This is a genomic window from Vagococcus vulneris (genome assembly GCF_003950515.1).
GTDB lineage: Bacteria > Bacillota > Bacilli > Lactobacillales > Vagococcaceae > Vagococcus > Vagococcus vulneris.
In genome coordinates this window covers 162,273-177,137 of the sequence record NZ_NGJS01000001.1, presented here as the reverse complement: position 1 = coordinate 177,137, position 14,865 = coordinate 162,273, and the positions used below count along the sequence as shown (strand labels likewise).

Annotated in this window: 13 protein-coding genes, 1 pseudogene and 2 other annotated features; of the genes and pseudogenes, 11 read left to right on the top strand and 3 right to left on the bottom strand. The window is 34.7% G+C overall.

Annotated features, from left to right (window positions below; translation table 11 throughout):
- Window positions 1-73: 73 nt before the first annotated feature.
- Both CBF37_RS00835 and CBF37_RS00830 read left to right on the top strand, forming a co-directional pair.
- Window positions 74-283: pseudogene (locus tag CBF37_RS00835) on the top strand (cupin domain-containing protein); the annotation flags it as partial.
- Window positions 284-295: 12 nt separating this feature from the next.
- Window positions 296-1,156, top strand: a complete 861-nt coding sequence (locus CBF37_RS00830; RefSeq protein WP_125982916.1) for an aldo/keto reductase — start codon at window positions 296-298, stop codon at window positions 1,154-1,156.
- On the opposite strand, the gene CBF37_RS00825 is transcribed toward CBF37_RS00830, so the two are convergent.
- Window positions 1,124-2,062, bottom strand: coding sequence for a LysR family transcriptional regulator (locus CBF37_RS00825; RefSeq protein WP_125982915.1), 939 nt, complete (start codon window positions 2,060-2,062; stop codon window positions 1,124-1,126). The two genes, CBF37_RS00830 and CBF37_RS00825, sit on opposite strands and share 33 nt — an antisense overlap.
- Window positions 2,063-2,174: 112 nt before the next feature.
- On the opposite strand from CBF37_RS00825, the gene CBF37_RS00820 reads away from it, so the two are divergent.
- Window positions 2,175-2,717: a DapH/DapD/GlmU-related protein gene (locus CBF37_RS00820; protein WP_125982914.1), complete on the top strand. Its 543-nt coding sequence runs from the start codon at window positions 2,175-2,177 to the stop codon at window positions 2,715-2,717.
- Window positions 2,718-2,745: 28 nt separating this feature from the next.
- Here the strand turns inward: CBF37_RS00820 and CBF37_RS00815 are convergent, their stop codons facing one another.
- Window positions 2,746-4,095 (bottom strand): FAD-dependent oxidoreductase, encoded by a 1,350-nt coding sequence (locus CBF37_RS00815; RefSeq protein WP_125982913.1) that lies wholly within the window; start codon window positions 4,093-4,095, stop codon window positions 2,746-2,748.
- A 188-nt stretch (window positions 4,096-4,283) separates the two neighbouring features.
- Here CBF37_RS00815 and CBF37_RS00810 point away from each other — a divergent pair, with 188 nt between their 5' ends.
- From CBF37_RS00810 to CBF37_RS00800, 3 genes are all read left to right on the top strand, one after another.
- Window positions 4,284-5,261 carry a glycosyltransferase family 2 protein gene (locus CBF37_RS00810; RefSeq protein WP_125982912.1) on the top strand — a complete coding sequence of 326 codons (978 nt, stop codon included), beginning with the start codon at window positions 4,284-4,286 and terminating at the stop codon, window positions 5,259-5,261.
- A complete protein-coding gene (locus CBF37_RS00805) occupies window positions 5,251-6,807 on the top strand; it encodes a hypothetical protein (RefSeq protein ID WP_125982911.1) in 1,557 nt (518 codons plus the stop codon). The genes CBF37_RS00810 and CBF37_RS00805 overlap by 11 nt, the downstream gene beginning before the upstream one ends.
- A gap of 123 nt (window positions 6,808-6,930) precedes the next feature.
- Window positions 6,931-8,457, top strand: a complete 1,527-nt coding sequence (locus CBF37_RS00800; protein WP_125982959.1) for a UDP-N-acetylmuramoyl-L-alanyl-D-glutamate--L-lysine ligase — start codon at window positions 6,931-6,933, stop codon at window positions 8,455-8,457.
- On the opposite strand, the gene plsY is transcribed toward CBF37_RS00800, so the two are convergent.
- Window positions 8,454-9,095: a glycerol-3-phosphate 1-O-acyltransferase PlsY gene (gene plsY / locus CBF37_RS00795; protein ID WP_125982910.1), complete on the bottom strand. Its 642-nt coding sequence runs from the start codon at window positions 9,093-9,095 to the stop codon at window positions 8,454-8,456. The two genes, CBF37_RS00800 and plsY, sit on opposite strands and share 4 nt — an antisense overlap.
- 132 nt (window positions 9,096-9,227) lie before the next feature.
- Here plsY and CBF37_RS00790 point away from each other — a divergent pair, with 132 nt between their 5' ends.
- The 5 genes from CBF37_RS00790 (at window position 9,228) to parE (ending at window position 14,863) form a co-directional block, all read left to right on the top strand.
- The gene (locus tag CBF37_RS00790) at window positions 9,228-9,644 is read left to right on the top strand and encodes a CoA-binding protein (protein WP_125982909.1); all 417 of its coding nucleotides are present in this window, start codon (window positions 9,228-9,230) and stop codon (window positions 9,642-9,644) included.
- A gap of 47 nt (window positions 9,645-9,691) precedes the next feature.
- Window positions 9,692-9,910: a binding site (T-box leader), on the top strand.
- Between the two features lie 67 nt (window positions 9,911-9,977).
- Window positions 9,978-10,199 (top strand) — a binding site (T-box leader).
- A gap of 44 nt (window positions 10,200-10,243) precedes the next feature.
- On the top strand, window positions 10,244-10,891 hold the full coding sequence (locus CBF37_RS00785) for an amino acid ABC transporter permease (RefSeq protein WP_125982908.1): 648 nt from the start codon (window positions 10,244-10,246) through the stop codon (window positions 10,889-10,891).
- Between the two features lies 1 nt (window position 10,892).
- Window positions 10,893-11,519, top strand: coding sequence for an amino acid ABC transporter ATP-binding protein (locus CBF37_RS00780; protein WP_125982907.1), 627 nt, complete (start codon window positions 10,893-10,895; stop codon window positions 11,517-11,519).
- A 16-nt stretch (window positions 11,520-11,535) separates the two neighbouring features.
- Window positions 11,536-12,360 (top strand): amino acid ABC transporter substrate-binding protein, encoded by an 825-nt coding sequence (locus tag CBF37_RS00775; RefSeq protein WP_125982906.1) that lies wholly within the window; start codon window positions 11,536-11,538, stop codon window positions 12,358-12,360.
- A 487-nt stretch (window positions 12,361-12,847) separates the two neighbouring features.
- Window positions 12,848-14,863 carry a DNA topoisomerase IV subunit B gene (parE, locus tag CBF37_RS00770; RefSeq protein WP_125982905.1) on the top strand — a complete coding sequence of 672 codons (2,016 nt, stop codon included), beginning with the start codon at window positions 12,848-12,850 and terminating at the stop codon, window positions 14,861-14,863.
- Window positions 14,864-14,865: the final 2 nt, after the last annotated feature.

Genomic DNA, 14,865 nt, shown 5'->3' with positions numbered 1-14,865 from the left:
TATAGAATGGACAAAGAAGATTTAAAAAATGAGATATTTCCAATTGGTAGTAAGAATGATACGTATGCACAATATTTTATTGGTGACAAACGGTAGTGGATGGTATCAAGAAGAAGGAAAACCAGCTCAAAAATTACAATCCAGCGATGTTGTCTCAATTAAAGATGGTGTTAAACACTGGCATGGTGCTGCGAAAGATAGTTGGTTTTCTCATATAGCTATCACTTCGGGAAAAAGCGAATGGTGTGAATCTGTGCCTGATGAGGTGTATAATGATCTTTAAGGAGATGTTAATATGATTTTTGATGAAAATTTTCAATTAAATAATGGGATATTAATTCCTAAATTAGGACTTGGTACTTGGTTGATTCCAGAAGATAAAGCTGCTTTTGCTGTTGAATCTGCAGTTAAAATCGGATATCGGTTAATCGATACAGCACAAGCATATGACAGTCGATTTGAAGTAGCGCAAGGAATCAGAAATTGCGGTATAGATAGGGAACAGCTCTTTATAACATCAAAAGTTTCTGCTAATGCTAAAACTTTCGAGTCAGCTAAACAGTCAATTAGTGATATTTTAACAGAGATGGACTTGGATTATATTGACTTAATGTTGATTCATAGCCCTCAGCCTTGGGATGAGTTTAGGGGAGACAAACGTTATTTTAAAGAAAATATCAATGTTTGGCGTGCGTTAGAAGAAGCGTATAAAGAAGGAAAAGTTAGAGCTATCGGTGTCTCCAACTTTTTGATTGATGATTTGGAAAATATTATAGAAAACTGTAATATTGTACCGATGGTCAATCAAGTTTTGTGCCATATTAGTAATACACCAATGGATGTCATTAATTTTTGTCAGTCAAATAATATATTAGTTGAATCATATTCACCGATAGCACATGGTGAAACACTAAAAGATCCGTTAATTAAAGAGATGGCTGATAAATATCATGTCTCAGTTCCACAATTATGTATCCGATATGATTTACAGTTAAATACTGTAGTGTTGCCCAAGACAGGAAATCCTGAGCATATGAAAGATAATGCTGCTGTTGACTTTATCATTTCAGACGGTGATATGGAAAAATTAAAACATATCAAGAAATTAGACAGTTACGGAGATTCAGCGAAATTCCCGGTTTACAATGGGAAATAACACATAATCAGACAGTTTTTTTAAGCTGTCTGTTTTTTTAATTTCATTAGCTAAGTAATCAAGAAATAACTCACATGGTTTTGACAATTGACCATTCTTTTTCCAAATAACGTTAAGAGGGACTCTAACTTCGGGATATAAAGGTATAAAAATAATATCGCTATTTTCTGTATTTATAATTCCGTCAATACAAAGAGTGTGTGCTGTATTTTGACTAGTTAATTGTGCAGCATTGTATAGTAGATTATAGGTGCCAACTATATTAAGATGGTTGATATTGAGACCTAGCCATTCTGACAAGTTATTTTGGACGAGTGATTGTGATGAAATAAGCAGTGGTTCATTTAACAAATCACTGGATGTTATTTCTTCTTTTTTTCCTAAGGTACTATTTCTTTTCGTTATAATTCCCCATAAATCAGTCGTCATTAGGGGGATAAAGGAGTAGTGCTGTTTATTGACTGGATCAATAGTAAGCGCAAAATCAATCAAACCGTTGTCAAGTTTTTCTATCACATCATCAGCATTTCCACTATAAAGTTTTATTGTAATTAGAGGGAATGCAGCTCGTAGATGATTTATTGCTTTAGCAATAAGTTTGATAGATTTAGTTTCTCCGGCTCCAATACTTATTTCTCCAACTAAGTCACTATGTGCTTGAAGATTATTAGTTGTCTTACTTACTAAATCTAGAATGTCCTTTCCCTTAGAAGCAAGATAGCGTCCTTCACTTGTCAAATGGATCTGACGATTTCCGCGGTGAAAAAGTTTAACATTTAAACTTTCTTCTAAGAGTTTTATTTGCTTTGATAAAGCAGGTTGAGAAATATGCAGTTTATCAGCTGCTTTAGTAATTGATTGTTGTTCGACAACTGCTAAAAAATATTCAATAAGGCGTAATTCCATAAAACATCCTCCATAACTATTGGTTATACTTTGTGATAATATATATGTATTTGTTATGTACAATATACCGAACTATACTATATCTATCAACTAATAATAAGGAGTGTTTACAATGACAGTTAAGAGCATAAAAGCGAATAGTAAAGAATTGCAGGCTATTACTGCTATACAAACGGAAAATAATCGGCTTGTGGCGGAATTGAATACAGGATATCATGATAAAGATGAAACACGTGCTATTTTAGCGCGTATTACTCATTGTCCTATTGACGATAGCGTTGATGTCTTATTACCTTTTTTGACAGATTTTGGTCGGCATATAAAACTAGGTAAAGATATTTTTATTAATCGTGATGCTATGTTTGTTGACCTTGGTGGGATTACTATCGATGACAGGGTACTTATCGGTCCGAGAGTGAGTCTGTTAACAGTGAATCATTTTGAGAATCCGGAAGATCGAAGAGGGGTTATTACAGCACCTATTCATATAAAAAAAGGTGCTTGGATTGGAGCCTCTGCTGTTGTGATGCCAGGAGTAACTATCGGTAAAAACGCAATTGTTGCAGCCAACTCAACTGTTACAAAAGATGTTCCGGACAATGTCATTGTCGCGGGAACACCTGCTAGGTATATAAGAGATATTGAAAGTAATTAAAAAAACGCCTGAATTCAGGCGTTTTTTTTTAATTTTCTTGCTGTAAGGCTTTTAAGCCGACTAAATTTAATAGATTCCAAGGCGTATCAAATTCTGGTTGGAAGAAGAAATCGGCATAAGCCAATTGATCAATAGTAAATTTAGTCTGAATAGCTATCGAAATAGAATGGATATAAGGAGTCAAATCTTCTTTGGACATGATTTGAGCCCCAAGTATTTGATGTGTTTCTGGTGAGTAATATAATTTAAACATGACGTTTGTTTTCATTGATTTGGGAATAAAGTCCATTAAAGTATCTTGATCAATAAGAACAGAACGAACGGTCATCTTTAATTTATCAGCCATAAGTGCATTAACACCAGTTGATGCAAATTTATAGTCAAAAACCCGTAACGCTGAAGAACCTTGTACACCTGGGAAGGCAAACTTAGGACCATCAATGTTTTTAGCTGCAAAACGACCTTGTTTACGGGCGTTGCTGGCTAATGAGATATTAACGGTTGTTTCACCAGGATTGTATTGGATTAAAGTAGCATCACCAATAGCAAATACGTCAGGTTCGCTTGTTTGCATATATTCATCTGTTTTGATCATTCCGTTTGGCAATAACTCAATGGAATCTTTTAGCCATGCAGTATTTGGTCGAACACCTGCAGACATAACAACTAAATCAGCTGTGTACTCACCTTTATCGGTAATAACTTTTTGAATTTTATCTGATCCTTCAAAACTTTTCACCATTTCACCCATTGCTAAGTGGATACCATTATTCGTCATTTCTTTTTCAAGAATGTCAGTAAACTCTTTATCTAAATAAGTACCTAGCGGACGGTCAATGACATCAATAACCGTTACATTTTTTCCTGCTAATGCAAATGATTCAGCTGCTTCAATGCCGATATAACCGCTGCCGACGACAACAACATTTTCAATGTCAGGATCAACACTTTTCATTTTTAATTGAATAGTATCTCCGCGACCTCTCATAGTTTCAATGCCGTTTAAATCATTTCCCGGAACAGGTAGGATAAATGGTGTAGCGCCAGGGCTTAAAATAATCTTATCGTAAGACTCGGTGCGTTTTTCGCCCGTCTTATGATTTATAACCTCTACTTGATGGTTTTTGGCATCAAGAGATAGAATTTCGTGATTGTTAAAAACGTGGACCCCACGTTTTTGCATCTTTTCAACAGTCATATAGCGAATAGAATTCACATCTTTAACTGCTCCCTCAAGATATAGTTGGGTACCTCAACCCATAAATGAAATAAAGTCATCCTTTTCGTACCATTGGATCTCTGCGTCAGGATGAGTTAGTAATAATTCTTCAACTGCTTCAAAACCGCCATGTGAAGAACCTAAGACAATAACTTTCATCATGAAACCTCCTAAAATAATTAATAGTCGTACAAACAGATTGTAACAGTTATAAATTAGATAATCCAATAATTTGCTGTAGATAGATGAAAACAAAATTTTTTTTTGGTAGATTTTTCAAAAAAACTATGAACTAAGTACTAGCAATGCTATAATATTTTATGATGGAAATTTTTGGAGGATGTAAAATGACAATAGCGAAGTTGACGATAGTTGTTCCTTGCTATAACGAAGAAGAAGTTTTACCTATTTCTAGCAAGGAATTACACAAATTAATTTTAAATATGATTAAAGACAATAAAATTACTGAAGATAGTTCAATTTTATTTGTTGATGATGGCAGTAAAGATAAAACATGGCAAGTGATTAGTAAATTAAATAATAGTGATTCAGTTCATTATAACGGTATAAAATTTAGTCGTAATTTTGGACATCAAAATGCAGTCTTAGCAGGTATGGCGACAGCTGTTGAATATTCAGATATGATTATTAGTATTGATGCTGATTTGCAAGATGATATTTTTGCAATTCCTAAAATGGTAGATGCATATTATGAAGGAAACGATGTCGTTTATGGCGTACGTAATAATCGTGATACAGACACTGCTTTTAAACGTATAACAGCTAACGGTTTTTATGCTTTTATGCAGCGAATTGGGATAAACATGGTTCCAAATCATGCTGATTTTCGTCTGATGAGTGAACGAGCTGTAAAAACGTTACTTCAGTTTAAAGAGGAGAATTTGTTTTTGCGGGGCATGGTTCCGCTGGTCGGCTACCCGTCGGCCAAAGTACATTACTCGAGAAACGAAAGAGCAGCTGGCGAGTCGAAGTATCCTTTAAAAAAAATGCTTAGTTTTGCAATGGAAGGTATTTCTTCATTCTCTATCATGCCGATTCGCTTTGTACGAAATCTTGGATTATTAACAACATTAATTGGACTAATTTATGTATTTTATACGTTATATCAAAAAATCAGCGGCAACACAGACACCGGTTGGGCATCAACTATCATGAGTATATGGCTGATTGGCGGCGTGCAGTTGATAGGAATCTCAATTGTGGGAGAATATATCGGTAAAATTTATTCTGAGGTGAAACATCGTCCGCGTTTTATCATCGAGACGAACTTAAATGGGCGCGAGGTTAAGGATTATGAGAAGTAATAATCAAACGATAAGAAAGTGGAAACCGTCACTAGGAATGTTGCTTTTTTTAGTGTTTTTTTTAACATCTGCAATTTTTTTATTAATAGCAAGCAAGAATTCGCCTATTTATCGATACAATGATTGGGTCGATTTAAATGCTTTCCTGACAATGGGGAAATCTTGGGGGCATGGGAAGATCCCTTATCGTGACTTATTTGAACAGAAAGGTCCTTTATTATATCTGGTTTTTATGATAGCCTCGAAACTTTCACCCAGTTATCATGGTATTTACTTTTTAGAAGTAGTCAATTTAGCTTGGGTATCTATGCTACTCTTTAAAACTGCTCGCTTTTATTTAGACAAAAGTAAGAGCTTAGTGTTCGTTTTCTTAAGTTACACTTTGTTGTTGATGAGTCCTTTTTTTAAGATGGGAGGAAGCGCCGAAGAGTTTGCATTCGTACCGGTTGTTTTTCTGATTTATTTAATTGTAAAATTACAACACACCGATTATGTTCTGACAAACCGTGATTACATTTTAGCAGGATTAGGTTTTTCTTATTTATTTTGGGTGAAATTTACTATGGTTGGCGGTTACTTAGGTTTTTACATAGCCTTGTTTATTATTCTTTTACTAAAAAAGCGAACCTATCAAGCTGTAAATTCACTGGTTTGGTTCTTGTTGATGTTTATTGTTGTCAGTATGTTGATTGTCGCATATTTTTCGGTTCTCGGCGGGTTAAATCAATTAATTTTTAATTACTTTTATGCTAATATTTCGCTCTATCCAAATAATGAAACAAGCGGTTTAATAGGTAATATTTTAAACGCAGTCCGTATTTTTTCTGGAAGAGTAATCGGCAATCAAATTTTAACGGTGACATTAGGCTTTGGTCTAGCCGTTACTTGCTTGACCAAGAGACTGTTCAGTGATTATGAAAGTTTGTTTATCTACTGTGCAACTTTTTTCACATTAATTATCAGCACGTTTTATGGGGGTAAAGATTTTAGTTATTATTTCTTAATCTTGATGCCGTTTGCATGTTTAAGTATTCTGTGGGCATTGACTTATGTAAAAGCAAAGACATTAACAGAAATACAATGGATTTTTACCGGTCTGTTGAGTCTAATCCTCGTTTTTGGTTTAAATGGAAATTTCAAATATTCTACTTTCTTTCCTAATAATCGGTCGTTGACGTTTAATACGAAGGATCATTCCTTTGCACAGGAAAAATTTGCTAGAATAATGAATAAAGAAAAAGAGCCCACACTGTTGAACTACGGTGCTTTAGACGAAGGTTTTTATCAGGCTGCTAACATAGTACCAACAGTTTATTATTTTGAACGACAGAATATCAGCGATGAATACTTACCAGAAATGATGGAAACACAAAATAAAGCGGTTGACAATAAGACTATAAAATTTGTTGTGTGTAGGATAAATTTTGGTGAGACACCTGATAAAGCTGTTCCAGAGAATATCCAGAAAAATTATGATTTAGTTGCTGATCATAGTCAATTTGCAGAGTGGGATAAAACCTATCTATTATACAAAGCTAAAAACTAGACGCTGAATCAAGATAAAGCAGGTGATCACTTTATCTTGATTCTTTTTTATTTGAACGGTCATCTTAATAAGATTGCCGTCTTATGTTATAATAAACCAAACTTAAAGTAGAGGTGTTACATGATGTCGTTATCATTAAAACAAATTGAATCAATTCTTTTTAATTCAGGCTTGATTAAAGAATATGTTCATCAAGGTAAATGGTATTTTCAACTTCCAGTTGAAGATAGAACATTTTATCATATAACTTATGATTCACGTCAAGTTGGCGCAGAATCATTATTTTTCTGTAAAGGATTATCTTTTAAACAAGAATATTTGGAAACAGCAATTTTAGAAAAAGGTTTGAATTATTATATTTCAGAAAACCCTTATGATGTTACAGCCGACTTAGGGATTATTGTTACTGATATTCGAGAGGCTTTGGCACTATTAAGTATGGCTTTTTATGATTACCCTCAAAATAAATTAACATTAATCGGTTATACAGGAACTAAAGGAAAAACAACGGCTTCTTATTTTACTAAAGCTATTTTAGATCAAACGACGAATCAAAGAGTTGCAATGCTTTCAACTATGAACACAACATTAGATGGTAAAACATTTTTTAAATCTGAATTAACAACACCGGAATCATTGGATTTGTATCGAATGATGGCAGAAGCTGTTACGAATGGAATGACACACATGGTCATGGAAGTGTCCTCTCAAGCATATAAAGTAAAACGAGCCTATGGTTTGGTTTTTGATATTGGTATTTTTATGAATATTTCTCCGGATCATATTGGACCAATTGAGCATCCAACATTTGATGATTATTATTATTGCAAGCGGCAATTAATTAAGCAGGCAAAAAAAGTTGTTATATTTAAGGAGACAAAAGACGTTACTTTATTGATTGAAACAGCAGATGCTTACGGAAAACCTTATGTTACCTATGGTCATAAGCCTGATGCTGACTTTTATTGGCAGCCTGATGTTGATGCTTTAACTTTTCATGTGTCATCGTCAAATCATTCGCAAATAAATATTACTGGTGAGTATAGACTTCAGTTACGTGGAGATTTTAATAAAGATAATGCGCTAGCAAGTCTGATTGTATCTAACATGGCGGGGGCTTCAAAGCAAGATTCAGCTAAAGGACTAAAAGCGGCCAAAGTGCCAGGTCGAATGGAGCATGTTTTAGGTACAGAAGGTGAACATATTTATGTGGATTATGCTCATAATTATGATAGCTTAAAAAACTTATTAAGTTTTGCTGAAAAAGAGTATCCGGATGGAAAAATTATTACGGTTATCGGTAGTACAGGTAATAAAGGGGTATCACGCCGGAAAGATTTTGGAAAAGCTTTATCTGAATTAGGAGATACAGTAGTGTTGACTGAAGACGATCCGCAATTTGAGGATCCTAAAAAAATTATTAATGAAATTTCAGAGGCTATCTATAATCCGGAGGTAAAGCAGTTTATTATTTTGGATAGAGAAGAGGCTATCAAAAAGGCAATTGATTTAGCGGCTGCTGGAGATGTTGTTATATTAGCCGGTAAGGGCCAGGATCGATATCAAAAGAAAAATGGCAAAGATGTACCTTATAAAGGTGATTATCAGGTGGCACAAGATTATATAAATGAAAAAAACAAGATGCATTAATTAGCATCTTGTTTTTTTGAGCTTTTTAATCCGAAGGGAATTCGACTTTCAGTGCCATCTTTAATACGTTTGATATTATCGCGGTGACGGTAAATGATAAACAGTGTAATAATAATTGCAAGTGTAGTTAAAAGCCAATTTTGTTCAGCTAAAATATCAGGAAAAATCAGCGGAATTACAACTGTTGAGATTGTAATTAGAATAGCACTGATCATACTTGATAGACTAACAGTGCTAGTTAGAAAGAGTAAAATGACAAATATACTAGCAGAGTAAATAAAGAAAGTCGGGCTGTATCCTAATAACATACCAGCACTTGTAGCAACCGCTTTGCCGCCTTTAAAATCAATAAAGATTGGAAATGTGTGACCTAGAATGGCGAGGACACCAAACCATAAAGGATTAACGTCAAGACCAAACCAAATCGGTAATGATGTTGCAGCGGCCCCTTTGGCTATGTCCATGATTAGGACAATGATTCCAGCTTTTTTTCCTAAAACTCTAAAAGTATTAGTAGTTCCCATATTACCGCTACCAAAATTTCTAATATCTTTGTTGTAAAATAATTTTCCTACCCAAACTCCAGAAGGAATGGAGCCTAAAATATAGGCTAGAAAAAGAAGTAACATAACTTTCACGATGACTGCCTCCTTAACGACAAGTCTAATTTTACCATGAAAATTAAAAGGCAACAATACAATTTAATTGCTTGCACTTTAAAAAAATTAACGCTATGATTGCGATATTAAAATAATATGGAGGTCTTTAACATGTCTTTTGTAAATCCGAGTGATGCAACCATAAAAACATATTTGAAAGAAGCAAAAAATATTGCAATTGTAGGACTAAGCAATAAGCCGGACAGAACAAGTTACCAAATTGCGGAATTGCTGCAACAAAAGGGGTATACAATTTTTCCAGTAAATCCGATGATAGCAGGTCAAACAGTACTGAATGAAAAGGTGTACGCTTCTTTGATGGAAGTACCAGAAAAAATCGATATTGTAGATATTTTCAGAAGAAGCGATGCGTTGCCTGAAATAGCAGAAGATTTTGTAAAGACAGATGCTGAGGTGTTTTGGGCACAGCTGGGCATCGAAAGCGATGAAGCTGCTACATATCTGCAAAATCATAATCGAAACGATATTGTGATGAATCGTTGCATTAAAATCGAATTAAACAAATAAGTATTGACAACTGTTTTTTATCATGGTATTCTAATTTAAATTAATCAAGCAAATCAATGAAAAGGACAAGTAATTATTTAGTCAGATGTATAGAGAGTCTTCGTTTGGTGGAAGAAGACCATCCCTAAATAATAAACACACCTTTGAGAAGTTTAGCTGAAATCAAGTAGGTTAAGCCGGGCGCCCGTTATCGTGTTTTGAGGTTAAGTCTTTTCGGCTTAACGAATATGAGGTGGGACCACGACATGTTAATGCTCGTCCTCTTGGTAATAACCAAGAGGACTTTTTTGTTTTATGTCGTCAAATTATTGAACAATGCTTGAAAATAAATGAAAATCATCTGTAATGAGGACAAGTAATTGATTAATCATCGTGTATAGAGAGCCTTTGGTTGCTGTAAAAAGGTCACGACTAGTCATTGAACACACCTCGGAGATATAAATTTGAATGAATAGTAGAATTTATCGGTTCACTCGTTATCGTGTCTTGAGGTTAAGTTTTTTGACTTAGCGAATATGAGGTGGGACCACGACATTGTTAATGCTCGTCCTCTTGGCAATCTGCCAAGAGGGCTTTTTTTATTTTAAGGAGGAAACCAAATGGAGTTAATCGTAAAAATTTTACCGGCGCTTATAGAAGGGACAAAGATGACACTGCTCGTCTTTTTATTAACATTAATAACATCTTTACCATTAGGGATTTTAATTGGTTTTGCCAGTGCAAAGGGGCCGAAATTACTAAAGAGTTTAATTGGCGTCTATATTTGGATTATTCGTGGCACACCGTTGTTGCTACAATTAATTTTTGTCTTCTTTGGATTACCATTTATGGGGATTATCATTGAAAGTAGGGTGATCGCGGTACTGATAGCGTTTGTTATTAACTACTCAGCATATTTTGCTGAAATATTTAGAGGTGGTATTCAATCGATTCCCAATGGTCAATATGAAGCAGCCCAAGTATTAGGTATCTCTAAAAATCAGACCACATTTAAAATTATTTTACCGCAAGTTTTCCAAATAATTTTTCCATCGGTATCTAACGAAGTTATTACTTTAGTCAAAGATACATCTCTTATTTATGCGTTAGGTTTAAGCGATGTTATGAAAGCTGGACGGATCGCCATGCAACGGGAAGCCAGTATTGTTCCGCTGATTGTCGTAGGTATTATTTACTTAATTCTGACAGGTGTCATGACGCTGTTGCTTAATTATATAGAACAAAAAAGAATGAAACGAGGTATATAATATGATAACTATCAGTCAGTTAAACAAGTCATATGCAGATAAAAGAATTATTTCAGATTTTAACTTGTCGATTAATGATGGTGAAATCGTCGTTTTTGTTGGACCATCTGGCGGTGGTAAGACCACTTTATTGAGGTGTATATCAGGTTTAGAATCATTAGACAGCGGAACGATTATGATTAATGGGCATGAAGTAGATCCCAAAAATAATCGGGGTCGAATTGGTATAGTATTTCAAGACTTTAATTTGTTTCCACATTTGACCGTACTAGAAAATGTTATGACGGCACCGTTATTAAAAAAAGACGAAGATAAAGCGGTTATTAAGAAACGTGCAATAGAATTTTTAAAAGAATTTGGATTAGAAAATCATCAAGCTTACTATCCCGTAAATCTATCGGGAGGGCAAAAACAGCGAGTAGCAATTGTTCGTGCCTTGTTGATGAATCCTAGTATCCTTTGCTACGATGAGCCGACAAGCGCACTGGATCCATCGTTAGTAACAGATGTGACGAAAACAATTAAAGAGTTAAGTAAAAGTGGTATGACACAGCTGATTGTGACGCACGATATGAATTTTGCAAAACAAGTAGCAGATAAACTGATAGAAGTAGAGCCAATTAAATAGAAAAGGAGAAATAGAGATGAGAAAAAACATAAGAAGAAAGTTAGTGGTTCTTGTCGGAATTATTTTTGGAGTAACGATTTTTACAGCTTGCGGGTCCCAAGGTAAACAGCAAAGTTATGAAGCAATTAAAAAGCGCGGTGAATTAATTATTGGTGTGGATGATACTTTTGTCCCAATGGGTTTTAGAGATGAACAGGATAAATTAGTCGGATTTGATATTGATTTAGCTAATGTTGTCACAAAAGAATTAGGTCTAAAGGCGAAAATTCAACCAATTGATTGGTCCTTAAAAGAGTCAGAATTAAAGAATGGTACAATTGATGTCATTTGGAATGGCTATACTGTGACAGATGCACGCAAGAAACAAGTTGATTTCAGTAACTATTATTTAAAAAATGAACAAGTTTTAGTTGTGAGGAAAGATAGCGGTATTAAAGACTTAGCACAGATGAAGGATAAAGTAGTAGGGCTGCAGGAAGGGTCTAGTGGTCAAGAATCTTTTGACAAAAAACCTGAACTGTTAAAAAATAATGTGAAAAACCAAGAAGCTGTATTATTCCCATCATTTACAGAAGCGTTTATTGATTTAAAGGCAAAAAGAATCGATGGTTTGGTTATTGATAAGGTATTCGCGGAGTATTATGTATCTAAACAGGAAGACCAAGTTGACTATATAATACTGCCAACTGATTTTGCAGAAGAAGATTTTGCTGTCGGTGTGGCCAAAGACAATAAAGAGTTAGTAGAAGTGATTAATACTGGTTTGGAAAAGGCAATTAAAGACGGTCAAGCTCAGAAAATTAGTGAAAAATGGTTTGGTGATGATCGAATATTGAAATAACGAAAAACAGTGTGACAGTAACTTAGTTACGCTGTTTTTATTGGTTATTAAAAGGTGAAATAATAATTGGCTAACACCAGTTAATGATAAAAGAATCCTCTAATAAATTTTCGATATGCAAACAGTCCTAAGATGAATCTAGAGATTATCAGAATAATCAGATCAACTCATATAAAAATGTGTAGATTACCACTTTGTTTTTTTTATGAAGATGAGACCGATTATACTTTGTCATAAATTTCGATGTAACCTTATTATATTAAATATTACATAAAAAATGAACTCTCTTAGGATTTAAAAAACTTTGCAAGTTGGATTGAATTATTATAAGATAAACTTCGTAGGTCATTATTTAAAGGTTATACGTGTCAACTTTCAACAAAGTTGCTTTTTTTTTGCATCATTTGTTATGAAAGTATCTAGAAATTGTATTTTCACATAATGATTTATCTTTTTTATAATTTATTTTTTTGTAAAGGAGAAAATAATGGCAAAAGAAATTCAAAAACAATATGACGATTCATCTATCCAGGTGTTAGAAGGATTAGATGCTGTTAGAAAGCGTCCGGGAATGTATATAGGTTCGACAGATTCTAAGGGACTTCATCATTTGGTATTTGAAATATTTGATAATGCTGTCGATGAAGCTTTATCGGGGTATGGGAACCAAATTGATGTAATCATTCATAAAGACAACAGTATCAGCGTTCGTGATTACGGACGAGGAATGCCGACGGGGATGCATACTTCTGGCAAACCGACAATCGAGGTCATTTTCACGATTCTTCATGCAGGTGGGAAGTTTGGTCAAGGAGGATATAAAACTTCCGGCGGCCTTCATGGCGTTGGAGCAAGCGTTGTTAATGCATTATCAAGTGAATTAACCGTAGAAACAGTCAGAGATGGCGAAGAAGTTAAACTTTCTTTTAAAAATGGTGGACATGTTACTGGTAAAGTTGAGCGGAAAAAAGTCTCAAAATCTGTAAAAAATGGTTCACTAATAACTTTCAAACCGGATACAACTATTTTTTCAACAGCTATTTTTTCTTATGATACGTTAGCAGAGCGTTTACGAGAAACAGCTTTTTTACTAAAAGGAGTTAAAATAACATTAACAGATGAACGGACAGATTTAGTTGAAGTATTTCATTATGATGAAGGAATTAAGGAGTTTGTTACCTATTTAAATGAAGGTAAAGATAATTTAACTCCTGTTATCTATTTTGCTGGTGAGAAAGATTCTATTGAAATTGAGTTTGCCTGTCAATATAATGATGGTTATTCTGAGAATACCCTGTCTTTTGTTAATAATGTTCGGACTAAAGATGGTGGAACGCATGAAACTGGTATGAAATCGGCATTGACAAAATCGTTTAATGATTATGCTAGGATGACCGGTTTATTGAAAGAGAAAGATAAAAATTTAGAGGGTAGTGATTTCAGAGAAGGCTTAACTGCTATTATTTCTGTTAGGATTCCTGAAAATCTGCTTCAATTTGAAGGTCAAACAAAAGGAAAATTAGGAACTCCTCAAGCAAGAGCTGCTGTAGAAGGTTCGATCAGCGAGCAGTTAGGATTCTTTTTACAAGAGAATAGTGATATGTCCCAGATGCTCGTCAGAAAAGCAATTAAAGCAAGAGAAGCAAGAGAAGCCGCTAGAAAAGCTCGAGAAGACAGTCGTAATGGCAAGAAGAAACGCAAAGGTGAAGCGTTACTTTCAGGGAAACTTACACCGGCTCAGACAAAAAATCCTCAAAAAAATGAATTATATTTGGTCGAAGGTGACTCTGCGGGCGGCTCGGCTAAGCAAGGCAGGGACCGAAAGTTTCAGGCTATCCTGCCTTTGCGCGGAAAGGTAATTAATACAGAAAAAGCTAAACTGCAGGATATCTTAAAAAATGAAGAAATCAATACGATGATTTACACTATCGGAGCAGGTGTTGGAGCTGATTTTGACGTAGAAAATTGTAATTATGATAAAGTTATTATTATGACTGATGCGGATACTGACGGCGCGCACATTCAAGTGCTTTTATTGACCTTTTTCTATCGTTACATGAAGCCTTTGGTTGAAGCTGGTAAAGTCTATATAGCACTGCCACCTCTCTATAAAGTTCAAAAAGGAACCGGTAAAAAGGCTAATATTAATTACGCCTGGACAGATGAAGAATTGACTTCTGTTACTAAATCTATGGGCAAGGGCTATATGCTTCAGCGTTATAAAGGGTTGGGTGAAATGAATGCAGAGCAATTGTGGGAAACGACAATGGATCCGGAAACCAGAACTTTAATTCGTGTAAAAATTGAAGATGCTGCAATGGCTGAGCGTCGAGTGACAACTCTCATGGGTGATAAAGTAGAGCCTCGAAGAAAGTGGATTGAAAAGTATGTTCAATTTACTTTGGAAGAAGATGGCAGTATTTTAGAACACCATGACGATACAGCAATTCATACAGCAGCAACGAATAACTCAGATAATCAAGAAATAAGTTTATTTGATTAATC